General features: G+C 63.7%; 17 protein-coding genes and 1 tRNA gene. 7 read left to right on the forward strand and 11 right to left on the reverse strand.

The genetic code is table 11. From position 1 onward, the window contains the following. Window positions 1-251: 251 nt before the first annotated feature. The 5 genes from HHL22_RS09130 to HHL22_RS09150 all read right to left on the reverse strand — a co-directional run bounded on the left by HHL22_RS09130 (window position 252) and on the right by HHL22_RS09150 (window position 7,081). Window positions 252-1,652, reverse strand: a complete 1,401-nt coding sequence (locus HHL22_RS09130; protein ID WP_169530614.1) for an RtcB family protein — start codon at window positions 1,650-1,652, stop codon at window positions 252-254. A 228-nt stretch (window positions 1,653-1,880) separates the two neighbouring features. Continuing rightward, the gene (locus tag HHL22_RS09135; protein WP_169530615.1) at window positions 1,881-3,155 is read right to left on the reverse strand and encodes a PcfJ domain-containing protein; all 1,275 of its coding nucleotides are present in this window, start codon (window positions 3,153-3,155) and stop codon (window positions 1,881-1,883) included. Window positions 3,156-3,539: 384 nt separating this feature from the next. Continuing rightward, window positions 3,540-3,610: transfer RNA gene (locus HHL22_RS09140), tRNA-Pro, on the reverse strand. 906 nt (window positions 3,611-4,516) lie between these two features. Beyond that, a complete protein-coding gene (locus tag HHL22_RS09145; RefSeq protein WP_169530618.1) occupies window positions 4,517-5,362 on the reverse strand; it encodes a TIGR02452 family protein in 846 nt (281 codons plus the stop codon). A gap of 189 nt (window positions 5,363-5,551) precedes the next feature. Further along, window positions 5,552-7,081: a TROVE domain-containing protein gene (locus tag HHL22_RS09150; RefSeq protein WP_169530619.1), complete on the reverse strand. Its 1,530-nt coding sequence runs from the start codon at window positions 7,079-7,081 to the stop codon at window positions 5,552-5,554. Window positions 7,082-7,921: 840 nt separating this feature from the next. Here HHL22_RS09150 and HHL22_RS09155 point away from each other — a divergent pair. Then, complete coding sequence (locus HHL22_RS09155) at window positions 7,922-8,782, forward strand: J domain-containing protein (RefSeq protein ID WP_169530621.1); 861 nt, start codon at window positions 7,922-7,924, stop codon at window positions 8,780-8,782. A 135-nt stretch (window positions 8,783-8,917) separates the two neighbouring features. Here the strand turns inward: HHL22_RS09155 and HHL22_RS09160 are convergent, their stop codons facing one another. The 3 genes from HHL22_RS09160 to HHL22_RS09170 all read right to left on the reverse strand — a co-directional run bounded on the left by HHL22_RS09160 (window position 8,918) and on the right by HHL22_RS09170 (window position 12,135). Beyond that, window positions 8,918-9,622 carry a PD-(D/E)XK nuclease-like domain-containing protein gene (locus HHL22_RS09160; RefSeq protein WP_169530623.1) on the reverse strand — a complete coding sequence of 235 codons (705 nt, stop codon included), beginning with the start codon at window positions 9,620-9,622 and terminating at the stop codon, window positions 8,918-8,920. A gap of 118 nt (window positions 9,623-9,740) precedes the next feature. Continuing rightward, a complete protein-coding gene (locus HHL22_RS09165; RefSeq protein WP_169530625.1) occupies window positions 9,741-11,120 on the reverse strand; it encodes a DUF4270 family protein in 1,380 nt (459 codons plus the stop codon). Next, on the reverse strand, window positions 11,062-12,135 hold the full coding sequence (locus tag HHL22_RS09170; RefSeq protein ID WP_169530627.1) for a Kelch repeat-containing protein: 1,074 nt from the start codon (window positions 12,133-12,135) through the stop codon (window positions 11,062-11,064). The genes HHL22_RS09165 and HHL22_RS09170 overlap by 59 nt, the downstream gene beginning before the upstream one ends. Here HHL22_RS09170 and HHL22_RS09175 point away from each other — a divergent pair. After that, window positions 12,134-12,316, forward strand: a complete 183-nt coding sequence (locus HHL22_RS09175) for a hypothetical protein (protein ID WP_169530628.1) — start codon at window positions 12,134-12,136, stop codon at window positions 12,314-12,316. The two genes, HHL22_RS09170 and HHL22_RS09175, sit on opposite strands and share 2 nt — an antisense overlap. A gap of 194 nt (window positions 12,317-12,510) precedes the next feature. Here the strand turns inward: HHL22_RS09175 and HHL22_RS09180 are convergent, their stop codons facing one another. Beyond that, the gene (locus HHL22_RS09180) at window positions 12,511-13,725 is read right to left on the reverse strand and encodes an ABC transporter permease (protein WP_317172642.1); all 1,215 of its coding nucleotides are present in this window, start codon (window positions 13,723-13,725) and stop codon (window positions 12,511-12,513) included. On the opposite strand from HHL22_RS09180, the gene HHL22_RS09185 reads away from it, so the two are divergent. From HHL22_RS09185 to HHL22_RS09195, 3 genes are all read left to right on the forward strand, one after another. Then, complete coding sequence (locus HHL22_RS09185) at window positions 13,718-15,004, forward strand: exo-beta-N-acetylmuramidase NamZ family protein (RefSeq protein ID WP_241738000.1); 1,287 nt, start codon at window positions 13,718-13,720, stop codon at window positions 15,002-15,004. The two genes, HHL22_RS09180 and HHL22_RS09185, sit on opposite strands and share 8 nt — an antisense overlap. A 148-nt stretch (window positions 15,005-15,152) precedes the next feature. Beyond that, window positions 15,153-16,112 (forward strand): methionyl-tRNA formyltransferase, encoded by a 960-nt coding sequence (gene fmt / locus HHL22_RS09190; protein ID WP_169530630.1) that lies wholly within the window; start codon window positions 15,153-15,155, stop codon window positions 16,110-16,112. Window positions 16,113-16,151: 39 nt separating this feature from the next. After that, window positions 16,152-16,652, forward strand: a complete 501-nt coding sequence (locus tag HHL22_RS09195; RefSeq protein WP_169530632.1) for a dihydrofolate reductase — start codon at window positions 16,152-16,154, stop codon at window positions 16,650-16,652. Between the two features lie 95 nt (window positions 16,653-16,747). Here the strand turns inward: HHL22_RS09195 and porU2 are convergent, their stop codons facing one another. Further along, window positions 16,748-22,072, reverse strand: coding sequence for a putative type IX secretion system sortase PorU2 (gene porU2 / locus HHL22_RS09200; RefSeq protein ID WP_169530633.1), 5,325 nt, complete (start codon window positions 22,070-22,072; stop codon window positions 16,748-16,750). Between the two features lie 66 nt (window positions 22,073-22,138). Further along, window positions 22,139-23,284 (reverse strand): putative type IX sorting system protein PorV2, encoded by a 1,146-nt coding sequence (locus tag HHL22_RS09205; protein ID WP_169530635.1) that lies wholly within the window; start codon window positions 23,282-23,284, stop codon window positions 22,139-22,141. A gap of 185 nt (window positions 23,285-23,469) precedes the next feature. Between HHL22_RS09205 and HHL22_RS09210 the strand changes: the two genes are divergently transcribed. After that, complete coding sequence (locus HHL22_RS09210) at window positions 23,470-25,026, forward strand: glycosyl hydrolase (protein WP_169530637.1); 1,557 nt, start codon at window positions 23,470-23,472, stop codon at window positions 25,024-25,026. 270 nt (window positions 25,027-25,296) lie between these two features. Continuing rightward, window positions 25,297-25,635 (forward strand): PadR family transcriptional regulator, encoded by a 339-nt coding sequence (locus tag HHL22_RS09215; protein ID WP_169530639.1) that lies wholly within the window; start codon window positions 25,297-25,299, stop codon window positions 25,633-25,635. Window positions 25,636-25,680 lie beyond the last annotated feature (45 nt).

Genomic DNA, 25,680 nt, shown 5'->3' on the forward strand with positions numbered 1-25,680 from the left:
TGGATTGGCCTAGTGGATTTACCACTACAGTAAAAAATCTTTTTAGTTCCCCAATAGGTTCGTGATTGTCAGATAAAAAACTTTTGTAGGCTTGGGCTTTGTGGCCGAGCAGGATACTTCGCGGCCCGCCGCTCGGCTACAAAGCCTGGGAGTATGTTTAAAAATTGGAAGAACGTCCTGCTGGGGTTGCCGAAGCAGGACGTTCTTCTATTGTTTATGGAAATCTAAACAAGCTCCAAGCACACGGCGGGTTAGGCGCCATCCATGCGCACAATTTTGGGCGTGAAGGTGCCGAGCACGTCCACCAGCTCCGTCTGGCTGGCCATGACGGTGCGGATGTCCTTGTAGGCCATCGGCGCCTCATCGAGGCCGCCGCCGAGCAGCTCCACGCCGTGGTCGGCTAGGGTGCGGCGCAGCTCGGCCTCGCCGATTTCGGCCTTGGCGCGGGTGCGCGAGAGCAGCCGGCCGGCCCCGTGCGAGGCCGAAGCCAACGAGGCGGCGTGGCCCCGCCCGCGCACAATATAGCCGGGCGCCGTCATCGAGCCGGGGATGATGCCGAGCACGCCCGCGCCGGCCGGGGTGGCGCCCTTGCGGTGCACCACCACGTCGCGCCCGTCGGCTAGGGTTTCTTGCCAGGCGAAGTTGTGGTGGTTCTCAACCTTGGCCAGCGGCTTGTGCCCTAGGGCCTTGGCCAGGCGGCGGTGGATATGCTCGTGGCAGGCCGAGGCGTAGTCACCGGCCAGGTTCATGGCGGCCCAGTACTCCTGGCCGGCCTCGGTGTCGAGGCCCAGCCAGGCCAGGTGCTGGGCTTCGGCGGACAGCTTGCACACATCCTTGGCTAGGCCGGTGTAGTGCTGGGCGATGCTGGCGCCCAAGCCCCGCGAGCCCGAGTGCGAAAGCACCCCCACGTACTGCCCCAGGGGTAGCCCCAGCTCGTTGGCCGGGTCGGTGATGTCCACCAGCCCGAACTCGACGAAGTGGTTGCCCGAGCCCGAGGTACCCAGCTGCTCGGCGGCCGTGCTGAGCTTGTTTTTCAGGAACGGGATGACCGTGAACTCGTCGCGGTCCAGCACCTCGTGGGGCAGGCGCTGGCCCCGCTCCCAGCTGCGGCCGCCGCCGAAGCGGGTGTTTTCGAGCAGCAAGTGGCGCAGCTCCTGGGTGCGCTGGGTGAGGTACTTGGCGGGCAGCTCGTACACCGACAGGGCCATGCGGCAGCCGATGTCCACGCCTACGGCGTAGGGAATGACGGCGTTGTCGGTGGCCAGCACGCCGCCGATGGGCAGGCCGTAGCCGTGGTGGGCGTCGGGCATGAGGGCGCCGGCCACCGTCACGGGCAACTTCATGGCGGTTTCCATCTGGTGGATGGCGCTGGGCTTGATGTGCTCGGCGCCGAAGGTGGCGTAGGGTTGGCGCGGCCCTAGGGCCACGTGGCGGCTGGGAGCCGGCAGCAGCGCGGCGGCCGTGTGGCTCCAGGCCAGGTCGGTGAGGTAATCATTAGGGGTTGTCAGAACGGCTTTGAGCAGGGCAAGCTGGTCGGTTTGCGAGAGGCGCTTGTAGTCTTTGCGCTGCAACTGGGCCAGCGCTAGCCCAATGGCGCGGCCCTCGGGAAAGCCGAGTTGCCGCAAGTCGTTGCCGCGTAGTTGGGAGGCCATGACTGTTGAATTATGAAGTAGAAATTAGGAAGCATGAATGGCTAATGCATTCATCGTCTGAGCCTACCGGAGCAATGGGCGTGCGGCGCACGGATGCAACGGGACAGGTCGAAGTAGCGCCGCGCTACGGCATCCGGTAGGTTTTCAGGCTGAAACGGGCAATAAGTGCGCGGGCTTGGATTCTGGAGTGGTCGAAGTAAGCCAGCGCTACGGCACCGCTTTCGGTGGTTACTGCCACACGTAGTCGGGGGCGGTGAGGTGATTTTCTTGCAGCCAGCGCAGCACCCAGTTCCGCTCCTCGGCCGAGGGGCGGCGGTTGTGCTTGCCGCGCACCTGCACCAGCCGGCGGTCGGGCGCGAGCTGCAGGGTCAGCATCCGGGCCCCGTTGAAGGTAAGCGAGTAGATGCCGGCGCGGCCCTTGGTGCACTGGTGCACGTAGGAAGCCACGCAGTGGCGCATTTGCTGGCCTTCTTCGAGCAGGGCTGGGTAATTGAGCAGTTGCTGGATGCGCACCCACTCGCCCTCGCCGCCCACGAAGCCGGGTACCGGCAAGCCGGCCCAGTGCTGTTCGAGCAGCTTCAGGTAGTGCGGGCTGGTTTGCTCACGGCCCAGCCAGCGGTGCCAGCGGGCGGTGTGGGCCAGCAGCGAAGCCAGGCTGCGGCCTCGCACCGAGAAGCCCGGCTGGGCCGGCTCGGCGGGCGAGCCCACCCGGCGGCGGAAGTGAATCCAGTCGCAGACCGGGCCGAACTGCCAGGCATCGACCTCGGGCTCGGCCCGGAACAGGTCGAGCACTTGCAGCCACAGGGCATCGTCGGGGCCGGGGACCTCGCGGCCCAGGCGCGAGTCGAGGGCCACGCCCAGGTACTCGGCCGCGTCGCGCTCGGCTACCTGGGCGTAGCGGTAGGCTTCGTGGAAGGTGCAGCCGGCCGGGGCCTGCCGCATCAAGTGCTCCTGGCGCTTGCTCAGGGCCACGGGCAGGCCCCGGAAGGCCCGCAGCGCCCCGCCCCCGCCCAGGTGCACGGCCAGCTCGCTCAGGCAGAGGCCGTTGCGCGGGTCGGGCAGGCGGCCCCAGCGGTGCAGCACCCAGGCCGGCACGTCGCCGTAGCGGTCGAATAGGTGCCGCACCAGGCTATCAAGCTGCCGAAACGGATTCTTAGACGGTGGCTGCCAGCCCGCCAGCTCGCGCACGCGGCGGTGGTAGTGCAGGCCCACGTGGGCCAGGCCCAGGGCCAGGTCGGCGCGCGTGAAGAGCGTGGTAGAATAGGCGGCCAGCTGCCGGAAGCAGTGCCGAATGCGGTTTTGCACGTCGTGGGGCCAGGCGGCCACGGCCCACTGGTACAGCTCGGCCAGGGCGGTGCCGGTTTCGATGCGGCTGCCGATGTAGGCCGGGGCCTCGGCCGAGAAAATAAAGTCGAGCTGACGGGCCAGGGGCCACTTGTGCCAGCTCAGGTGCTGCGCCAGGGCAGCATCAGCTGCTTGCGCCGTGCGCACACGGGCGGGCAAGGGTTTGTGTCGGTTTGCCATGCGGGGCCGGCGCGGCGCCCTAGGCCCGCCACCGGATATCGGGGGTGAATACTCATGTGAAGCGGTCGAGTGGCGGGAGTATCTTTTTGCATGTCAATACAATGTGTTTGTGCGTGAGAGAACTATTAAGCCGCAGCTTGGGGTAACAGGCAAGCGGCGCGCGGGAGGCATCTTGCTTTCAGCCACTCAGCCACCGCGCCAGCCAGTGGCCGGCCCGGGCAGGATTCGAACCTGCGGCACCCCTAGGGCGCGAGACGTGCGAAGTAGCGCCGCTTTACGACACCCAAGGCAGCCTACCCAAAGCCGGGCAACAAGCGCAACGCCTACGTTGATGTGCGCTAACCGCTGCGCTACCGCCGGCCTGGCCGACGGGTGGGATTCGAACCCACGACCCCATCGCCCCTAGCGAAGTATGACGCTGCTACGGCACCGGCTTTGTGGTAAGTGCTAGAATAAACCCAGGCAATAGGCGGCCGGCGGCAGTGCCCGGGCCGGGGCCCAGGCGTGGGGACTCGAACCCCCTCTCTGATTAACAGTCAGATGTCACCAAGCGAAGTAGCGCCGACCTACGGCACTGGGTTTAACAATCAGTAGTGGGGCAACGGGCGCCCAGCCTTTCCTGCTCTGTCAGTTGAGCTACGGCCGCTGCCGCAGCAGCTACCGGCGGGACTCAAACCCGCAACCTGGCGAATCGTAATCGAAGTATGGCCGAACTACGGCACCCACGTAGTAGTGCAGCTTGAACGAGGCGATAAGGCGGCTAGTCACTTATCTCTTGCGCGTCTACTACTTTCGCCACCGGGCCCTAGGGCCGCGGGCAGGACTCGAACCTGCACACCTTGCGGCACAAGACCCAGCGAAGTAAGACTAGCCTACGGCACTCGTTGTAAGCAGTTTAGAAAGCGTAAGTTGTTTTCAAGTCAGAAAGAATGTTGAGGCCCTAGGGCCCGCGTGCGGAAATGCAACTGGGGTAATGAGTCGCCGGCGACTGCTGCTCTACCGTTGAGCTACACCCCTGGTACTGAATTTGGCGGGGTGATAAGAATCGAACTTATAACCCGAAGGAGCGCCTGGCTACGACACCCGGCCGCATTCCTATTTGTATGGGGCTACGGGCGGGCGGCGCAGCGTTTTCGCCCACCAGCCCGAGGGCCAGTGGCGGGATTCGAACCCGCGTGAGGCAGCCGCAGCTACCCCCGAAAACCAGCCCCAAAGTAGCGCCCGCCTACGGCACCCACCTATCGATAACGGCTTCGGAACGAGCCGCCCGGCCTAGGGCCCGGCGGCCGCCCCGGCCCAGCGAATGCCCCGTTTGGGCAGGCGCAGGCCCAAGCCATTATTTAATTAGTAGTTATCAGCTCCAACGCCTCTGCAAATGCCTGTAGCACGGCGTGCGGCGGCTTGGGGTCGAAGATGGCGAAGTCAAGCTGCCGAAAGCAGCCCCGCACGCCGGGCTCAGCCAGCGCTTCGGCAAATAGCTGGGCCACTTGCCGGGGCTCGTTGCCGAATACCCCGCAGCCCCAGGCCCCCAGCACCAGCGTCTCTACCCCGTGACGGGCGGCGGCGGCCAGCACTAGCCGTAGCCGCTGGCGCATGGTGGGCACCAACTGCGGCAGCAAGTCGGGCGAGTTGCGGGCCAGGGCGCCGGCGTTCACGGCGGGGGCCGTGATGATGTCGAGCAGCACCGGGCGGGGCAGCCACTGGCCATCGTCGGCGCGCAGCACGGGCACCTGGGGCGAGTAAATGAGGTAGTCGCTGTAGAGCGCCGTGCTGTCGGGCTGGGCGTTGTGGGCGTACATCTCCTCGAACTGCGTCAGGCACGGGTACAGGCCCGACGAGCGCGCCAGGCTTTCTTCCTGTGCCTGGCTGCCGCCTAGGAAGCCGCCGCCCGGGTTGCGGGCCGAGGCAAAATTGAGTACCCCCACCCGTTGGTAATGCCCGGTGAGTGCGGCGGCAGCCTCCAAGGTGGTGGCTTGGTGCACCCGCACCGTGGCCAGCGGCCCGGCGGGCCAGGTCAGCTCGCGGAGCAGACTGGGCGCATCGTCGGGGCGGTAGAGGATGCTGCCGGCCTCGGCGGCGCGCTGAGCGGCGGCAAACTCCACCGGGCCTTGGGGGCCTGGGTAGCTGCCGCGCCCTAGGGCCGCTAAGGTTCCGTGCGCCAATTGCTGACGTTGCTCGCGGTTCATCGTAAAATTTTGTTTATGAATTGTTTATTACAAAACCGAGCAATAAGCGCTGGGGCTACTGGCCTTGCGGCCTGCCGCATGGGTTATTTACCCACTACGGCCCCGAAGTAAGCCCTAACTACGGCACCGGTTCTGAATTGAGTTGTAGCGGCCGGGGGTTCCGCTTGTTTGCCCGGCCGGGTTGCTTGGTTACAGCTCAATCTTCTGGATTTCGAACACGGCGTTGCCGCCGTTTTCGAGGGCCGCCAGCACGTCGAACACCTTGTCGGACCAGCCGGCAATGAGGGCGACGCCGTTGGCCTCGTTCACTTCGAGCGGGGCCGTGCCGTGGCCGGCCAGGTCGAAGAGGTAGAGGCGGGCTTGCGGGGCCACGTTGGCGCGGTAGGCGGCCCATTCCTGGGCTAGGTCGTTGCCAGTACCAGTGTTATTCCACAGCTGGCAGTCGGTGAAAATCATCACCTTATCTACCACCTCGCGGCGCTGGCGCAGGTCCTGCACCACCAGGTAGCCGTTGGTAGAGTAGCCCACTTCGCCCTCGCGGCGGTACAGCTCCTGCACGTTGCGCAGCACCTGGCCCTGGGGCAGGCTGATACGCTTCCACGTGTTGCCGAAGATGCCAGTGACGACGTGCTGGCAGCGGCTCTGGAGCAGCATACCCAGCACCAGGCCCACGTCGTAGAGCAGCACCTTACTGCGCGCCGACACCGGCTGCTGCATTGAGCCCGACACGTCGCAGGCCACCACCACACGGGTGTCGGGCCCGAAGCCGCTCAGGTTGGCCGCGCTGGCCGCAATGGCGCTTTCGAGAGCGGCCAGCACCGGGGCCGTCCGGCCGCTGTCGAGCGCCGCTACCTCACGGTAAGCCGCCAGGAAGCGGAAGGGCAGCTGCCGGGCGCGGGCCACCTGGCGGGCGTCGGCCAAGGTGGCGCAGGCCTGCCCTAGGGCGTCGGCGCTCACGTTGGCTTCCAGCAAGTTGCGCAGGTTGCGCAGCAGGGCCATGTAGCCCAGCTTGCCGCTGGCCACTAGGGTTTCCCAGGTGCGCGCTACGGCCGCCTGGCGCTCGGCCGGGGTGGCGTAGGTGGCCTGCCCGATGGCCGACAGCTCGGTTTCCCAGGTGTAGGGCGTGGGCAGGGTGCCGGCCACGAGCTGGTCGAACACGGCTTGCTGGCCGGCATCGCGCGGCTTGGGGTGCACCAGGAATAGGGCATCGCGCAGGCGCACGGCTCCGTCGCGGTTGTACTTGGCCAGCTGGTAGGCGTCGAACTTATTAAAGGCCAAGGCCAAACCGTGCTGCACCTGCTTCGAAAGGCGCCCTAGGGTCTTGCGGCCCTGGGTGCGGTTGTTGGCCTGAGCGTAGCAGGCCAGCAACTCCGTTATTTCGTCGGCGCGCTGCACCACGCGGGCTACCAAGCGGCTCACCAGGTTGTCGCCGCGGTGCTGGCGGGCCAGTTCCACGGTCAACACCAGCGGCACCGAGCGCAGGTAGAGCTGCTCGCGGGCATACACCGCCAGCTGCGCTACGAACTGCGGCTCGTTCTGGGCCACCAGCGCCCGCAAGCGGGCCAGGCGAGTGTCGGCCTTTTCGTAGAACTGGTCGCTGAGGCCGGCCGTGGCGACGGCGGCGTACAGCTCGAGGGCCGGGGTGAGGGTGTAGGCCGGGGCACCTTCGTGGTTGCGCACGGGCGCCGACGCTTTGCGGAAGTTGAAATTGAACCGCATGGGGGTGGGAAAATAACCATTCGCGCAAACGAATGGCGTGAGTAATTTTTATCACATCAATTAATTTCACTAGCAGCCGGACGCACTTTTCCTAGTCGAATAAAATCAATTATTTATTCTATAAAAAAGTACAAAAAAGCCCGGCTTGCAGAAGCCAGGCTTTTTCATTTCCCGAATAAATAGCCAATTAGTATCAGCGTTTATCCTGAATGAAAAAAGCGAGGCCACACCGCAGTAGTTCGCCCTTGGCGAACCTTAGCTGCGGCAGATGAGGCAGAAGGAGGGGGCGACTATCGGACATGGGGCTGGGATTAATTAGCGGCTGCTGGCCCATGGCCAGTAGGCATTGCGCTCACTAAGCAGCTGATAAGCGCTTGATGAACAATAAAAAACCCGAGCTTGTGGGCTCGGGCGCAGCAGTAGCAGCGGGGCTACTTACCGGTTGCGTGCACCGAGCCAATGCAGTCCTTCTGGCTGCATCTTATCCGAATTGCGGAAACTATTCAGGAGGTGGTACATGGCGTTGGCGGTTTAGTACGACAAAGGTGCAGCAAGTTTTTTATTGTTGCAACTAATTTCAAAAATATTTTCAATTATTTTTTTATCAAGATTTATTCTATCTAATAATATTAAAGCAAGTTATTTAATCCACTCAAAAAAACAACACTAATCATCCTGTTCACCGGTAACTATTATCCATCACGAGAGGTGCGCAGCCAGTTGGTAAATTTGCAAACTGTGACGACTCTACCACTTCGCCAGCTGCTACCCACGCTTGGCACCGCCAGGCCAACCCTAGGCAGCCCTACGCAAGAAGCATTCCGACAGGCCCTGCAAGCAGTGGCAACGCTTCGCACGCAGCTCCAGGCGTTGCGCGATGCCCAAGCGCAGGCCCGCCTAGCTTACTGGCGGCAGGTGGGGCCGCTGGCAGCCGCTACGGTGGCGGCGCGCCGGGCGCTCTACGAGCCACTCGAAGCGGCCCTGCCGGGCGGCTACCTCACCCGCGCCGAGGAGCAGCAGGTGACGGAGCTGCTGGTGGCCATTGCCCGCGACCTGGAAGCGCGCTTTGGGGAAGACGAAGCAGCCGTGCTGGCCCGCTACGCCCCAGTAGAGCTGCCCACTGAGGAGCCCGAGCGGCCGCTTCCTGCTACCGAGCCCACCACGCCTAGCCCCCCCGAGCGCCCCACTGCCCAGCAACGGCGGCAGCAACGGACCCAGGCCGCCGCCGAAAAGGCCCGCACGGCCGATGATGCCCTGCTGGGCAGCACCAAGGCCGCTTACCGCGAGCTGGCCCGCCAGCACCACCCCGACCGCGCCGCCCAGGCCGACACCGCGACCCAGCAAGCTCAAACTGCCCTGATGCAGCGCATTACGGCAGCCTACGCGGCGGGCGACTTGGCCGCCCTGCTCACCCTGCTGGCCGAGGAAACCACCAGCGAAGCTAGCGAGGAGCTGCTGGCGCGCTACACGCAGGCGCTAACCCAGCAGCGCACTCAGCTAAGCCAGCAGCTAGCCGCCGCACAGGTGCCCGCCGCCGATGCCCCCTGGAGCGGTACCCCTAAGCAGCAGCGCACCCGCTTGCGCGAAGTAAAGCGCAGCCTGCGGGCCGAAATCGATTACCTGGCGCTTTTGCAGCGGCAGCTAGCCGAGCCAGCCTCACTGCGCCTGGCACTACGCGAGCTGGCCAAGACCGGGGTATAGCGCCAGCTAGCCCCTAGGGGGCAACAAGGCTCCATCCGGAGCCCAGCCCTCTGTGCTTGGCCTTGGCAAAAACTTCGCCGTAAGCTTATAGGCAGTGCTTTTCGAACGCTGTTTTGCGCCTATTTGCCCCTAGGGCTATTCGCCCAGGCTCAGGCGCTCGACGGCGGCGCGCACGGCCTCGGCGCGGTAAGCGGGGGCCGTGGCGGGCGCCCGCAGCAGGCGCAGTAGGTGCATATACTTGCGGCGGCCCTCGGCCAGCATGTCGGCGGGCACTTCGAGCGGAAATACGCCGAAGGGCTCTACCTTTTGCACCCCTACCAGCAGGAAGCGGTCGGCGCGCAGAGCATCGGTGTAGAAGGCCGCCTGCCGGTCGTAGTCATAGGCCGCGCACTGCCAGCGGAAATGGTCGGCATCGCGAGCCAGGGTGGTTTTAAAGTCGATGACCGTGTAGGGCTCGCCGGGCAGGTCCACTACCAGGTCGGCGCGCAGCTTGCACAGGGTATCGGTGACGGGCTCGGTAAAAACCGCGCTGCGCTCGGTGAGGCCGCCCGCCAGCAGGCGGCTCAGCTCGGTGTTGAGCTGCACGCCCTCTACCAGCCACCAAATGAGCGTGTCATTCAGGCCCGGCTGGCCGGCCACGTACTCGTCGGGCTCCAGCAGGGCGGTGTGGAAGGCCGTGCCAAAGCTAAGCGCGCCCGAGCCCGAATCGCGGCGGGGCAGCTTGCCATCGAGGGCATCGCGCAGGCGCGACAAGTCGGAGTTAGCAATGGCGGGCAGGGCGCGGTAGTCATCGTAGGATACGCGCAGTAAGTCGGGGCGAGGGGTAAGGGAGTCGGGCACGGCCAGTATAACTGCATTTAGCGAAAAAAGTATCCGTTGCCCTAGGGTATTCCGCCGCCCCCAGGCACAAAAAAGCCCCGGTGCGGGGCACCGGGGCTTTTTATTATCCACTCGCTGGCTAGTTCAGGCTAATGAGGTAGAGGCGCAGCTGCAGCTTATTAAGCACGCTGCGCTGGCTACCCAGGGCCACCCGCGTGGGTAGCTCCGGCGTGCCCGAGGCCAGTAGCATGCCGTTATTAGGCGTGGTATTGGCCAGCACGGCCTGCACGTAGCTAGTTATCGTCCAGTTATACGTGCCTTGGTCGAGTCCGGTGAGGGTCGACACGCCTGGCGTATAATTGGCCGTAGCGTAGGTCGTCGTGCTAACAGGCTGGTTGTTGGCGTTCGAAAGATATATATTGAAGCTGGGCGGCGTGGGCAGATAAGGCGTAAGCGAAGTGGCCGGTACCTGCGCCGTTATTTGCGCATTTGTGATGGTGAGGTTCTGGCCGAACTGCCGAATACTGGACAGATACGGAAACTCCAGCTTGGTTTGCAGGCCTAGGGCACCTTCTACAAACGTTTGCTCGCCCGTGAGTGAGGCGCTCACTTTTTGCAGCGGCTGCGTGGGCAGCGCCGCGCCCACCGAGCCGGTTCGACGGTTGGCCCGCACCTGGAAGTAGTGGCCGTTACCGGTAGCAATCTGGAGCGTTATATTTTGCTCCGTGCTCGCATCGGCGGCAGTATGGTAGTACAGAAACAAGCCCGCGTCGGTGCTGGTGGCGCTCATGCGCACCAGGGCAGCATTATCGGTAGCGCCCGGCAGCACGGCCAGCCCTGGGAAGAATGCCTGGAACTCGTCCTGGGTGGCAATGCGGCCCGTTTGCCCGGCGTCTAGCAAGCTCTGCCCGAAGGATTTCTTCAGGCGAATGCGCAGCGTGGTGAGGTTGGGGCGGGCCCGGCGCACTGGCGCGGCCTGCTCGTTCAGCAGGGTCGTTGAATCAAAATCAGCTTTGGTGTACTTCGGCGACGCATACGACACCTGCGTGTTTGACACAGGCGTTTTCATCGGGTAGATGGAAAACAGCGTTTGCGTCTTCGTGGTGTCGCCGTAGCGGTAGGTATCGGGCTTGAGCACCAGCACCACCGAGTCGAGCAGGTAGCTGGCGTCGGGAGTGAAAGTGGTGCTTAGGCCTACCCGAAAAAAGCTGCGGGCCTCCAGGGTACCCAGCAGCGGGTCGGTGTAGCGCCCGGCCAGCAGGTAGCTGGAGGTACTGGTGGGCACCGAGTCGCGCAGCACTGTGGAAGCGCGCACCGTAATTGTGTCAACCAAATAGGCCCCCGTGTTGGCATTGGCATCGGGCAAGCCCACGCCAATGCCGGTGATATCGGCGGAGCAAGCCCCCACCAACATCACCAACCCTACTAGCCCGAGCAGGTGGCGCCAGGCCGATGTCAGGTTACTGCTGCTCTGCACTGGGGTCAATTCGCCAAAAGTCATCGTACGAAGCAGTGCCATTGGCGCCGGTGCCAACGTAGCCGTAGTTGCCAATGCCGAAGCCCACTGCGTAGCTGCGCGCCGTGCCCAGGAAGGGGTTCATCTTCGTCCAGGTATCCATCGTGGGGTCGTACTGGTAGCAATCGGAGCGCACGGCACCACCGTTGCTGCCCGTAACAATGTAGCCGTAGTTGCCCACCACGAAGGCCACGGCATTGTTGCGAGCCACAGCGCTGTAGTCGTAAATATCCGAGCCGGTGGTTTGGTTGGCGGTGTTGCGCTTCTGCGTCCAGGTATCACCACTGGGGTTATACGACCAGAAATCGGTGTTTACGGCCCCGTTGTTGATACCCGTGCCCACGTAGAGCTGATTGTTGATGGTGAAGGCTACCGCGCCCATGCGCTTATCGCCGGGAAAGCCCGCAAACGTGCTCCAAGTGTTGGAGGTGGGGTCGTAGCGGTAAAAGTCCTTTTTGTAGTTGAGGTCGAAGCCGCAGCCCACGTAGCCGTAGTTGCCCACGCTGCCGGCCACCGCGCCGTAGCGGGCGGTGCCGCCTAGGGCGGTGGTCAGGTCGGCTACCCGCGTCCACTTGCCCACCGTCGTCACCGTGGTGCCGTTGGCTAGCGTGGTCTGCGTATTGGCCGAGGGGTCGAACCGCCAGAAGTCAGCCAGGTAGTTGGTACCGTCGTAGCCGGTGCCCACGTAGCCGTAGTTGCCTACCGTGAAGGCCACGGCGTAGTAGCGGGCCACGGCGGGTAGCGAGGTTAGCGTCGTGTAACTGCCATTAGTAGGGTTATACGAGTAGAAATCATTGTATCTGGTTCCATTTACGTCAATGCCCGTACCCACGTAGGCTACGTTATTGATGACGAAGCTCACGGCACCCCGGCGGGCCGCCGCCGGAAAGCTGCTTCCTTTGGTCCAGTTTCCGTAAACGGTGGTAGTATCGTCTTTGTGGCAGCTGCTGAGGCCAAAGCTGCCCAGTAGGACTAGTGCCAGCAGTAACCGGCTAGCTCGCTGAACGAGGTTTTTCATGAAAAAAAGTAAAATTGAACTACCACTCAGAGCCAACCACTCAACAAGTGGTTGCATCGCAGCAATGGCGCTGCAACGCGCAGGGGCTATGATTGGCTCCACAAAAGTAATCGCAGATTTAACGGATTTAACGGATTTCGCAGAAATGCTTACTGCGCCGGCTGGCTTGCCAAACGCGTAGAGGTAGCGCTTGGTGTGTGCTGCCGAGATTTTTAGTTGGTTTTTTAGCCGCCGGTGGCGCGCGGCCTAGCCCCTTTTTTTTCGTTTTTCCGGCCACCCAGCGCGCCAGCCCCGGCTAACCGCCGCCGCTCACGTAGCCAGCTTGGCGCAGCCAAGCGTATCCCCGAAATCCGTTAAATCCGTTAAATCTGCGGTCTAGTCGAAGCGAATGGCTACCATGGGCTTAATGCGGGCAATGAGGATGGTGGGCAGCAGCACCGCCAGTAGCCCGGCCGCCAGCGTGGCCCCGTTTAGCAGCGCAAACACAACCGGGCTCCAGGCAATGGGCACGCGGTCCATGTAGTAGTTCTCGGGGTCGAGGGGAATGAGCTTAAAGTAGTATTGCAAGGCGCTGAACCCTAGGGCAATAATATTGCCGATGACCAGCCCGCGCAGGGTGATGCCCAGCCCGCGGAAGAAAAACATCTGGCGAATCTGGTTGTCGGTGGCACCCACCGATTTTAGAATGCCAATCATCTTGGTGCGCTCCAAAATCATGATGAAGATGGTCGATACCATGTTGAACGTAGCCACGAAGATGATGAGTATTAGAAAAATAACCACGTTGCGATTCAGCAGCTGCAGCCAATCGAAGAGCTGCGCGTACTGGTCGGTAATTTTCTCGACCCGAATCTCGTAGGGCAGCTGCTGGTAGAAGCTGTCGAAGGTGGGGTTGAGCTGCTGAAAATCGCGCAGCCGCACTTCCAAGCCGCCCACCAGCGAATCGGGCCAGGCGTTCAGCTCCTGAATCTGGCGCAGGTCGCCGAGCACGTACACCTCGTCGAACTCATCGAGCCCGGTTTGGTAGATGCCCGCCACCCGAAACTTGCGGATGCGCGGCGGCTGCTGAATGAAGTAGAACAAAGCCGAGCTATCGACCCCCAGGCGCAGCTTATCGGCGATTTTGCGCGAAATCACGATGTCGTTGCTGGCCGCCGTATCGGCGAAGGTGGGGAACTTGCCGGCCACCAAGTTTTGGCGCATGGCGCTGGGGCCATACTTTTCCGACACGCCCTTGAGCACCACGCCCAGCACCTCGTCGGTGGTTTTGATGATGGCCGTTTTGCGCGCAAACGACTGCACCGAAGCCACTTGCGGGTAGCGTAGCAACTGCCGCCGCAGCTCAGGCTCCGAGATAGGCGCCACTTCCAGCGAGTTGCTGGTGTCGTAGCGCGAGAGCTGGATGTGGGCGCCGAAGGAGAAAATCTTGTTTTGAATCTGCTCGCGGAAGCCGTGCAGAATGGCGAACGAAACCACCATGACGGCAATGCCCAGGGCAATGCTGACGGTGGCGATGCGCGTGACGGAATGGGTGAACGAGCCGGTGTCGGCGCCGTCCATGCGGCTCGATATGTAGCGGGCGATGTTCACAGCTGGCGTAAAGCTACGGCGGGTTTGCACCCCGCTCCGCCCCCTAGGGCCCGGCGCGGCCGCCCAAGCCTACTTTTGGGGCATGATGACGCGGATGTTTTTGGCAGCCGGCTTGCTACTGGCCCAGGCCGGCGCCGACGCGCCCCCTCCCCCACCCACGCCCCTGGCCCCGGCCGCCCTGCAAGTGGGCGCGGCGCGGCTGCCCCAGTACCTGCCGCTGCTGCGCGGCAAGCGGGTGGGGCTGGTAGTCAACCAAACTTCGCTGGTGGGGCGCACCCACCTGGCCGATACCCTAAAGGCCCTAGGGGTACACCTGACGGCCATCTTCGCGCCCGAGCACGGCTTTCGGGGCGAGGCGGCCGATGGGGCCACCATTGCCGATGGGCGCGATGCCCGCACGGGCGTGCCGGTGCGCAGCGTGTACGGCGCCACCAAGAAGCCCACCCCCGCCATGCTGGCCGACGTGGACGTGCTAGTGTTCGATATTCAAGACGTGGGTACGCGCTTCTACACCTTCATTAGCACGCTGCACTACGTGATGGAAGCTGCCGCCGAGCAGGGCAAACAGGTGGTGGTGCTCGACCGGCCCAACCCTAACGGCGCGGTGGTTGATGGGCCGGTGCTGGAGCCCAAGCACCGCTCGTTCGTGGGGCTCGACCCGCTGCCCATCTGCCACGGCCTGACGGTGGGCGAGCTGGCCCGCATGCTCAATGGCGAGCACTGGCTGGCCGGCGGCGCGCGGGCGCGCCTGCAAGTGGTGCCCATGGCGGGCGGCTACACCCACGCCACGCCCTACGCCCTGCCCGTGCGCCCCTCGCCCAACCTACGCACGGCGCGGGCGGTGGCCCTCTACCCTAGCTTGTGCCTGCTCGAGGGCACCGACGTGAGCGTGGGCCGCGGCACTTCTAGCCCCTTCGAGGTGGCGGGGAGCCCCAACCAGCCCGCCAGCCGGCCCTACCAGTTTACGCCCCGCCCCAACGCCGGCTCGACCAGCCCGCCCCAAAACGGCCGCCTCTGCTACGGCCTCGACTTGCGCCAGCCCGCGCCCGGCCAGCCGGCCGAGTTCTTCACGCTCAGGTATTTGCTTGACTTCTACCAGCAAAGCACCGACAAGCCCCATTTTTTCACCAAGTACTTCGAGCAGCTGGCTGGCACCGATTCGCTGCGGGCGCAGGTAGTAGCTGGGCGCTCCGAGGCCAGCATCCGCGCCAGCTGGGAGCCGGCCCTAGGGCAGTACAAGGTCGCCCGGCAGAAGTACTTGCTATACCCGGAAAAGTAGTTTTTACCACGAAAAGGACGTCATTCCAAGCTTGCCGAGGAACCTTGCTTGTATCGCCCAACGATAACCGACCGATTGGTAAATAGCGCAAGCGAGATTCCTCAGCAAGCTCGGAATGACCGTCTAGTTCTTGCGCTACACACTCTATATGCCTCCCTCTCCCCTCCGCATCGTTTTTATGGGCACGCCCGATTTTGCCGTGCCCACCCTCGAAGCCCTGCTGGCGCTGCCCGAAGCCGAGATAGTGGCCGTTATCACCGGGCCTGACCGGCCCGCCGGGCGCGGGCGCCAGCTGCAAGCCTCGGCCGTGAAGCAGGCGGCCCTAGGGCACGGCCTGCCGGTACTGCAACCCACCAACCTCAAGTCGCCCGAGTTTCAGGCGGAGTTGCGTGGCTACCGGGCCGATTTGCAGGTGGTAGTGGCCTTCCGCATGCTGCCCGAGGCGGTATGGAACATGCCGCGCCTGGGGTCGGTAAACATCCATGCCTCGCTGCTGCCGCAGTACCGCGGGGCGGCCCCCATCAACTGGGCCCTCATGCACGGCGACCAGGAAACGGGCGTCAGCAGCTTTTTGCTGCGCCACGAGATTGACACGGGCGACTTGCTGCTGCAAGAGAAGCTACCCATCGCACCGACCGACGATTTTGGCTCGCTCTATGACAAGCTCAAGCACCTAGGGGCCGACCTGGCGCGGCGCACGGTGCTGGCCCTGGCGGCGGGCCAGGCCCCCAGCACGCCCCAGGCCAACCCGCCCGATTTGCGCGCTGCCCCCAAGCTGACCAAGGAAACCGGCCGGCTCGATTTTGGGCGCCCCGCCACCGCCCTCGTCAACCAGGTGCGCGGCCTGGCCCCCGCCCCCGCCGCCTACACCACCCTGCCCGACGGCCGCGGCCTGAAAGTGCTGCGCGCCCAGGCCCTAGGGCCCGCCGATGCCTTGCCTGCTAACACCTTGCCCGCCCCCGGCACCTGGGCTACCGACGGCCGCCGCTACCTGCGCGTGGCTACCCCCAGCGGCTGGCTTGATTTGCTGGACGTGCAGCTCGAAGGCAAGAAGCGCATGAGCGCGGAAGAGCTACTGCGCGGCAACAAACTGGCTTTTGCCGAGTAATTACTGCCGCCCTCCAACCGGGCTTTTCCGACTTTCTATATGATAGCTTTAGTGGTAGCCGTGGCCGACGGCAACAACGTTATCGGCCGGGCAGGCGAGCTGCCCTGGGGCCGCCTCCCCGCCGACCTGCGGCATTTTAAACAACTGACTCTAGGGCACCCGGTGGTGATGGGGCGCAAAACGTTTGACAGCATCGGGCGCGCCCTGCCCGGCCGCCCCAACCTCGTAATAACGCGCCAGCCGAGTTGGGAGGCGGCCGGCACCGAGGCCTACCCCACGGTGGCGGCTGCCCTGGCCCGCGCCCGCGAGCTGGCCGGCGCCGAGGGCGTGGTGTGCATTATTGGGGGCGGTGAGATTTATCGCGAAGCGCTGCCCGCCGCCGACCTGGTGTACCTGACTGAGGTGCACGGCACCTTCGCGGGCGATACGTTTTTTCCGACCCTGGCCCCCGCCCAGTGGCGCGAGGAAACCCGTGAGCGCCACGAGGCCGACGACCAGAATCCCCACGCCTACAGTTTCGTGACGCTGCGGCGACGCTAGCGCGGTAAATGAGTAAGTGAGTAGATGAGTAAGGGCCCGGTACTGCGCAGTCAAGCAGCAGTACCGGGCCCTTACTCATCTACTCACTTACTCATTTACCGCAGCAGCACCAGCTTGCCCCAGTCGTTCTTGAAGCTCTTGTCGCCGGCGGTGGCGCGCTGGGTGAACTTGCTGCCGGGGTCGTCGAGCAGCACGCGGTAGAGGTAAGTGCCGTTGGCCAGGCGGTCGCCGTATTGGTCGGTGCCGTCCCAGGCGTAGTCAGTGATGTTGTTGCCGATGTGCAGCGGGCCCAACTCAGCCATGAAGATTTCGCGCACCACCTTGCCCGTGAGCGTCATAATCTGGATTTTCATGTTGGTGGGCAGGGTTTCGCCTGTCACGGTAAACACGAATTTTGCCTTGCTAGTGATGGGGTTCGGATAGGGGAAGACGTTGGTAATCGATGACGCCTGCACCACCTCAAATTTCACTTGGTAGTCCTGGGTACCCGAGCTGGCGCCCGAGGGGTCGCGGCCCTGCACCCGCAGCGTATACACGCCATCGGGCAGGGCGCCGGTTTTGCCAGGGTAGTACTCCAGCTTGGCCACGCTGCCTTTCTGCGAGGTCGAGTCGACGGTGAAGCGGATGATGTTTGAGTCCCGCACGTTCACTACTGTGGCCGTGGCTTGGTCGGCCCGCTGCAAGTACACCGTGAAGTACGACGCGTCCTTGATGGCGCGCAGCCGGTCTTCGTCCTTGAGTTGAATGGCGATAACCGGCGTGGGCGACACCAGCTCGCCATTGAGGATGTGGCGGCCATCCACGGCCACGTCGAGCGTGGGCGGCACGTTGGTATCAACCACCGTAATGGGCGGCAGGCGCAGCTCGTTGTTGAAGTAAATCTGCTCGGGCTGCCCCAGTGGAATTTTCTGCCCCTGCGCATTTTGCAGGCTATCCTGCGGATTGACCATTGCCACCGGCGTGAAGGTGCCAAACACCCCAATCACTTTGAGCCTCACCAGCGCGGCCGGAAAAGTCAGCACGCTGTCGCTGGCCCCTAAATCGCGCGGGGCCGTGATGAGCGTTTGCACCGGCGTAGTGCTACCAGGATAAGTTACGAGCTTGTTAGCCGCATCGTAGAGCGACACCCGTAGCTGTAGGCGCTTGGCAAAGGGGTCGGGCGCCACGTTGTCGAACTTAACGGGGAAGTGCAGGTAGCCGTCATTCACGGCCTGCTTGGCCAGGGTGGCGGCGTCGTAAGCGGTAGCCGCCACCAAGTCGCGGCGCACCACGCCCTCGGGCAGGCCGCGGTAGCTGAGTAGCCACTGCCGCAGTTGCGGCGGCACCCGGTTCACCGAGTCGCGCAGGGTCAGCTTCAGGCGCATCCTAGGGTAGGTGGTGGCCGAGTAGCCGCTCAGGTCGAGGCGCTTGGCTTTAATGTCGGCCTGAAGCACCGTTTCGTTGTTTTTAGCATCTACGCCTAGCAAACTCAGGGTGTAGGCCGAGGTGCTCGACTCGCGCTTTATCTGGGTGAACAACGACTGCCACTGCCGGGCCGGGCCGATGAGGGTGCTCAACACCTGGCCCGAAGTACCCACCGTGCTCAGGGTATCCACCAGGCTAATCTGCTGGCTGTAGGTGGGCGTGCCGAGGCTGGCATCGGGGCCCAGCTCGCGCAGCAGCCGGCCGCCGCTGGCGCGCTTCTCGGCCACAATGGCCCAGGGCTCGCCGTTTTTGAGCTGGCCGATGAGCTTGCTGCCTAGGGTGGTAGCCAGCAGCTGACGCACGCTGGCCAGGGCGGGGTCGGCAAAGCGCACGCGGTTCTCGCTCACCAGCAGCACGTAGGCGCCGTCGGGCACGCTGGTCATAAAGCGGCTCAGCAAATCGCGGGTACCCTGACTGGCATTAATGTTCGAGATAGTGTCACCCCCGTAGGCGAAGTGGTAGAACGTTTGGCCGCCCTGGCCGCAGGTGGGGTAGCCCGTACCGGGTACCGTGATGCGCTGCAGGGTATTGTGGTCGAGCACCACGGCCAGCAGGTTGGGCACGTTCACGGCGCAGTCGCTCACGTAGGGAGGCCGCGAAATGTCGGTGAAGATGCTGCCGCCGGCCGTGAGGAAGGTGGCGCCGCTGCCCGGCAGGCCGCCGCCCGCCGTGCGCAGCTGCACGGGCACCGGCTGGCCCTGGAAGCTCCAGCGGTTGGTGGGCGCCGCCACGGCCACGCCCTGCAGCTGGTCGCGCCTAAACTGCCCGCTGTGGCTCTGCGACCAGCTGCCGGCTACCGCGCCCGTAATCACCCGGAAGGAGCTGGTTACCCAGCTCTTATCCTCCGTGGCCGAGGGCGTGCTGAAGCGCACTCGCCAGTACCACACCGTGGAGTCGCGGGTGCTACGCAAGGTAGCCGGCACGTAGTTAACGACCGTATTGGCCGTCACGGTGCTCGACCTCAGCGCCTGGCTGTCGAAGGTAGCCACCGAGTCTACCTGCACGTCGTAGCCCCGCAGAACCTCGTTTAGGTTGTTGCTCTGGGCAACCAGCCGGGGCTGGGTGCTATTTACGATGCCAAATTCGCTGGGGGCCAGCAGGGTAATGCCGCTTTGCAAAAATGAGAAGCGCAGCGTAGCCGTGTTGTTGGTTTCGCTCAGCTCGGCAATCTTGTTGCGGTAGTCGAGGTCGACGGTGAACACGTTGTCGCCGAACACGTTGCCCGCGTTGGGCAGCGTGATGGCATATACCGTATCGCGGCTGAAGGCCTGCGGAAACGCCTTGGTGCTAGCCGTGAGCCCGTTGAAAAAATAGGTATCCGTGTTGCCGTTGGGGTAGCGGCGCGTGACGCGAATTTCCACCGAGTCGCGCGTGATGCGCGCCGGGTTGCTCACGCCCACGTTCAGCACGAAGCTGGCGGAGGTGGCCATTACGCTGGTTTGGCCCGCCACCGGCGCAATGGAGAGCGTGGCGTTGCTGGCAATCAGGTCGGGCCTAGGGGGGGCAAACAGGCGTAGGGCCGGGTCGCCCTGCCACAGCTGGGTTTGCAGCTGCTGCACGGCTTCGGGGCTATTGTTGGCAAAGAAGGCGTTGTTAAAGTCTGCCGTGGGCGCTATAGTGGGCAGGCGGCGAATGACTTCGCGCTGCACCTCGGCCAGGGGCCGCCCAAACCAGGTGGCATCGTTGAAGAGCAGCTGGTTGGAAAGCTGCTCCATGGGGTGGATGAGGTAGGCGTAGGAGAAGCCCGTTTCGGCCAGCATGCCGATGGCGCCCTTGTTGGCCGCCAGCACCCAGTCGGAGCCAAAGGTGGGCGTGGGAAAGAAGCACGCGCCCGCGCCGCAGCCGCTGTACAGCATAATGGGGTAGCGGCCGGCGTTGTTGTAGCCGATGGTCACGTCCTTAATATCCCCAATTTGCAGCTCGGCGTAGTTGGGCGAGCCGTGGCCGAAGTAGCTGATGAGCTGCAGGCCCGCATTTACTTGCTTGGGAATGGGGAACGGCACGGTGCCGCCATCCGTGGCGGTGCGCCGGTAGGTGGTCACGTTGCCGCCAAACAAGGGGCTCGAAATCTGCTTCTTGTAGTGGTCCATGTAGCCACCAAACTCCGCAAAGTCGGCGGCTGAGTGGCCGCCCACCAGCTGCACCACGTCTTTGTGCCACGCATCCAGGTTGGTGGCCAGGCTAAGCTCGTACTCCTTCAGCTTACCTAGGTAAGCCATCACCTCGGCGGGTGTTTGCGCCACTAGGCGACCCGTTATCAGGCGCGGGGTATAGTTGCTGTGCGGCCAGTCGCTAGACAGAAAGATGTCGGAGGGAGCCCGCGTAGAAATAGGCACCAGGTCGAGGCCGGCTTCGCCCTGGAAGCGGGTGGTGTTATACGAGGGCTGCCCGAAATAACCCAGGCCGTAGTCATTCGAGCCTAGGGGAGTACCTGGCGAAATACCCTTGCCCAGCAGCAGCAGGTACTTGGCCTGCGCCACGGGCGACTTATCGGCCAGCCACAGCGCGAAGTGGCGTAGGGCCAGCACCGACCGCTCGCCGTAGTGAAACTGGTCGTAGAGCAGCGGAGCGGTCACCATCAGCGTATCGTAGCGCCCGCCCGCCACCGAGGCGCGGTAGGCAGCGTAGGCCTGGGCGGCGTTGGGGGCCGCGCCGCTGGCTTTTTGCAGCGCCGGGTGCGTGATGATGACGAAGTTGGGCTTCACCGGGTCCAGGGTGCGGAATACTACGCGCTGGGCCGGGGCGGGCGTCAGCGGGTGGCTCTCATCGGCCAGCAGCAGGCGGCGCGTTTGCTGCTCGGTGGCGCTCGGAAACACGTAGCGCCGGGCGGTGGCCCCTAGGGTTTGAGCGGCGGCCGGCGCGACGCGCTGCACGTTCCAAGGGTCGTGCACGTCGAAGCCCGCCACGGCGGCCGGCACGTTGTCGACCTCGTACGTGGCGGGACCGGTTAGCAGCGAGTCATTTTCGAAGGCCACGCTGGCCCGGTCGCTGAACCACACCACCTGCTGCGGCACCACCAGGCGCGAGTAAGCATAGCGCCAGCCATCACCTACTCCGGAAGGTGGATTCTGGTACACTTCTGCATTTAGCTCAACCTGCCCGCTGGGCTTTATATCGCCGAATTGCAGCACGTACCTGCCCTTGCCATACGTAAAATCGGGAAAAGTAAGCCGGCCCAGCTCCCGCTGCGTGCCGGCCGCCGACACGGCCCGCACCACTACGTGGTGGCCATTGATAGGGTCGCTGGAACCCGATATGACTACCTCGGCCCGCGGCAGCGTGGTAGCCGTGGTAGCCACCGCCCGCAGCAAGGAGTCGTTGACGGAGGAAGAAGACCGCTGGTAAATCAGCCCCGAGAAAAAGCCTTCGCCCGGCTCCAGCCAGGGCAGGTAGGTGGTGTTAGGCGCGTCGAGGTAGCCGTCGGTGTGCAGCTTGAGGGTCGTTTGCAGGCGCCAGGCGTGAGGAGCGCCGCCAGTGGCCGCCGGCTGGGCCATGCGCTTGCCGGGCCGGCTACCCCAGGTTATAAAGTAAGCCGCCGTATCGGTGAAGAAACTGAAATGCGGATTAGCTTGGTCGCGGCTGTCTTTGTAATAGTCTTTATCGAGGGCGCCATCGTTGCGCTGCCCATAAAACTCCAGAAAGGTGCTGGCATCGAGCGCGGCCGAGTTGCCGCCTTGGTATACGGCCACCTCTTTGCCGCGCCGCCATAGCTGCAGCTGCGTGGGCGCCGTGGTCCCCGCCCCCAGCTTGCTGAGGTAGGCGTAGTCGAGGTGATAGAGGCCGTTGCGCCACACTTTTATCTTGTAGTAGGGCTGGCCCGACATTATCCACTCGTTGCCATAGGGGCCCGACTGCGCCCGGCTGCCTAGGGCGCTGCCCAGCAGCAAAACCAGCAGCAGAGCCGGCCGCCAGCAACGGCGCAGGCACCCGGCCAGGGCCCGGTAAGCGTGATTCATAAATATTAGACGGTTATAGATGTTTCAATCAGTATAATTAATTCGCTACTAGTTTTTTAGGATAGCCTACTGGCCGCTGGGCAAGCCGCCCAGGCCCGCCGTGCGGCTGCCCAGGCCGTAGCCCAGGCTCACGATAAGCGAGTTGGTTTGGGCGGCCGTGCCGCCGTTGGCGTCCAGGTCGAGGCGCGAGAGGGCTAGGTCGATGCGCAGGCCGCTAATGGCCACGCCCGCCCCTAGGCTATACTGGCCCTTCCACATCTGGCGCTGGTCGAAGTTGGTGATGCGCTGGTAGTTGCCCACCCCGCCGCGCAAAAAGGCCAGCTTGCGGTAGCCGATTTCCACCCCCACGCGCGGGTCCACGCTCACCGGCTTGGCCGACACTAGGGCGTTGCGCTGCCCGTCGGTGGTGGCCTCCAGGTCGGCGGCTACCAGGGCCGAAAACTGGCCGGGCAGCGTAAACTGGCGGCCCGCGCCCAGCACCAGCCGGGGCAGGGTTATTTCGGTCGAATGACCCGGCAGGGATTCGCCGGGCACCGCCGTGGCTTTAAACTGGTCGGCGTTGATGCTCCAGGCGTTGTAGGTGGTGGTAATGTCGCGCGCCATCAAGCCCAGGCGCCAGCCGCCGTGGTTGTATTGCAGGCCCACATCCACCCCGAAGCCGTAGGCGTTGGCGAAGTTGCCCACATTCTGGTAGATAATCTTGCCGTTGGCGCCCACGCTCAGGCCCTCGGGGCCCAGCTGGCGGGCGTAGCTCAGCAGCAGCCCATAGTTGGCCACCGAGAAGTAGGTAATCTTGCTGTAGTCGATGTATCCGTACTCGTTTACTAGCGCCCGGGTGTCGGCAATATTGTCCACGCCCGAGCGCAGCAGCGTCACCCCTAGGGCACTTTTTTCGTCGAGGGGTAAGGCAAAGGCCGCGTAGTCGTACTTCACAATGCCCGAAAACAGCTCGGCGTGCATCAGCACCCCATCGTACTTGTTGGCCACGCTGGTGAGGGCGGCGGGGTTCCAATAGCCGGCGGTGGCGTCGTTGGCCAGGCTCACCTGCACTTTGCCCATGCCTAGCGAGCGGGCGCCCGCGCCCAGGTTCATAAACTCGTTGCTGTACTTGGGCGTGTTGGACTGGGCGCGGGCCACCGGGGCCATACCCAGCACGAAGGCGCTTAGTGCCAGCCCAATACCTAGCCGTTGCGTAGTAGATAAAGAGAGCATAGAATTAACGTAGCAATAGGAAATAATCGGAGCGGCAACGCAAGTTACGGCCGGAAAGTACGTCATTCCATGAAAACCGCTGCCGCCTGGTTTTTCGCCCGGCGGGCCGCCGCGTAGCCAACTCTAAACGACCAGGTTAGCGTGCCTATCTTGGGGGCTACTTTCTTTCCCCACCCACTCGCCGCATGCCTTTTTTTACGCCGCTCCCCCCCCGCTACCGGTGCTTGCTGGCCCTAGGGCTACTGGTCGGCCCAGCCTGGCAAACCGCTCAGGCCCAAACTATTCGCAGCGCCAAGCGGGGCGAGGCCTACGGCTACAACTCGGCGGCCGACCTGCGGGCACTGGCCCCCGGCGTGGCCTGGTGGTACAACTGGGCCCCCACCCCCGACGCTACCGGCGCGGCCAGCGTGTACCAGGCCCTAGGGGTCGAGTACGTGCCCACGCAGTGGAACGGCAGCCTCGACGGCAGCCCGGTGACGGCCGACCGGCTGGATGCCAAAATTTCGGCCGGCGTCCAGTACCTGCTGGGCTTCAACGAGCCCAATTTTCGGAGCCAGGCCAACCTGACACCCAGCCAGGCCGCCGCCGTGTGGCCTGCGCTGCAGGAGGTGGCCCGCCGCCGGGGCCTGAAGCTAGTAGCCCCCTCGGTGAACTACTGCGGCGACTGCGTGAGTGAGAATGGCGTGACGTACTACACGCCCACGCAGTACCTGGACGCGTTTTTTGCGGCCTGCCCCAGTTGCCAGGTCGACTACATTGCGGTGCATACCTACGTGTGCCAGGAGCAGTACCTGCGCCAGAAGGTGGCCGAGTTGAAGAAGTACAACAAGCCGATTTGGGTAACCGAGTTTGCCTGCGGCGACATGCCCGCCGGCCAGATTACGGCGGCCGTGCAGCAGAAATACCTGCTCGACGCCGTGAACTACCTCGAAAAAGAGCCGGCCGTGTTTCGCTACGCCTGGTTTTCGGGCCGCAACAACGAGATTCCCAACATCAACCTGCTCGGCAGCGACGGGCAGCTCACGGCCCTGGGGCAGCTCTACGTGGGCCGCCCCGCCGGCTGGGAAGCCGGCCGGCTGGTGCCGGTGGCCGTCACCGCCTCGTCGCAGGAAACCACTACGACCGGCCCCGCTAACGCGGCCGACCGCGACATCAATTCGCGCTGGGCGAGTGCCCTAGGGGCCGGCCCGCAGTACGTGCAGCTCGATTTTGGCGCGCCGCAAGCTATTGCGCGGGTGCAGCTAAGCTGGGAGGCCGCCTACGCCCAGCAGTACCAGCTGCAAACCTCGCTCGACGGCCAAAGCTGGACCACTATCCAAACGGTGACCAACGGCGATGGCGGCCTCGACGACCTGCCCGGCTTGCAGGCTCGTGCCCGCTACCTGCGCGTGTACGCCACCCAGCGGGCCACCACCTACGGCTACTCCCTGTACGAGGTAGAGGCTTTTGGGCTGGCCACGGCCCTAGGCACCGCGGCGGCCACCGCGGCCCCGGCCGGGGCCAGCCTCTATCCCAACCCGGCCACCGGGGCCGTGACGGTGCAGTGGCCAGCGGCCGCGGTCGGCAGCGGGCACTGGCTGCTCACCAATGCGACCGGCCAGGTGGTGCGTACCGGCAGCCTGCGCGAGCAAGTGGGGCCCAACGAGCTGACGCTCAACACGCAGCTTCTACCGGCCGGCAGCTACGTGCTGACGCTGGAAGGCACCACGCGCCAGCATCTGCGCCTACTAAAGGCGGAGTAGCTACTAGAAGGCAACCAGCTGAAAGAAAGGCGGTCATGCTGAGCGCAGTCGAAGCATCTCTACCAAACGTCACCCAGACGATGCGGTAGAGATGCTTCGACTGCGCTCAGCATGACCGCCTCTTTTTTAAGTGCTTCAGCCACACTTTATACCCTAGGTAGAAAAATTCTCGCTTAGTGTAACAAAAAATTTTACACCAAGTATTATGCAATACAAAGTACCTGCATTACATTTGTACTGTTTCACACCCACTACACCCCCGCAACGCCTATGAAACTGGAGAACACCCAGGTGCAGATGCGCAAAGGCATTCTCGAATTCTGCATTCTGGAGATAATTGGCCGGGGCGAGGCCTACGCCTCCGATATGCTGGAGGAGCTGACGCAAGCCCGCATGATAGTGGTGGAGGGCACCCTCTACCCCCTGCTCACGCGCCTCAAAAACGCCGCGCTGCTCGACTATACCTGGAAGGAATCGACCTCCGGACCGCCGCGCAAATACTACACCCTCACCGAGGCCGGCCGCCAGTTTTTGGAGGAGCTGCGCCAGACCTGGGAGGAAATGGCCCTCTCGGTGGGCATCATCCGGCAGCCGCCGCGCACCCCCTAGGTTCCTCGCCCCTACCCGCCAACCCGCCTTTCTCAGCTTAAACTG

The organism is Hymenobacter polaris, from assembly GCF_012927305.1.
Taxonomy (GTDB): domain Bacteria; phylum Bacteroidota; class Bacteroidia; order Cytophagales; family Hymenobacteraceae; genus Hymenobacter; species Hymenobacter polaris.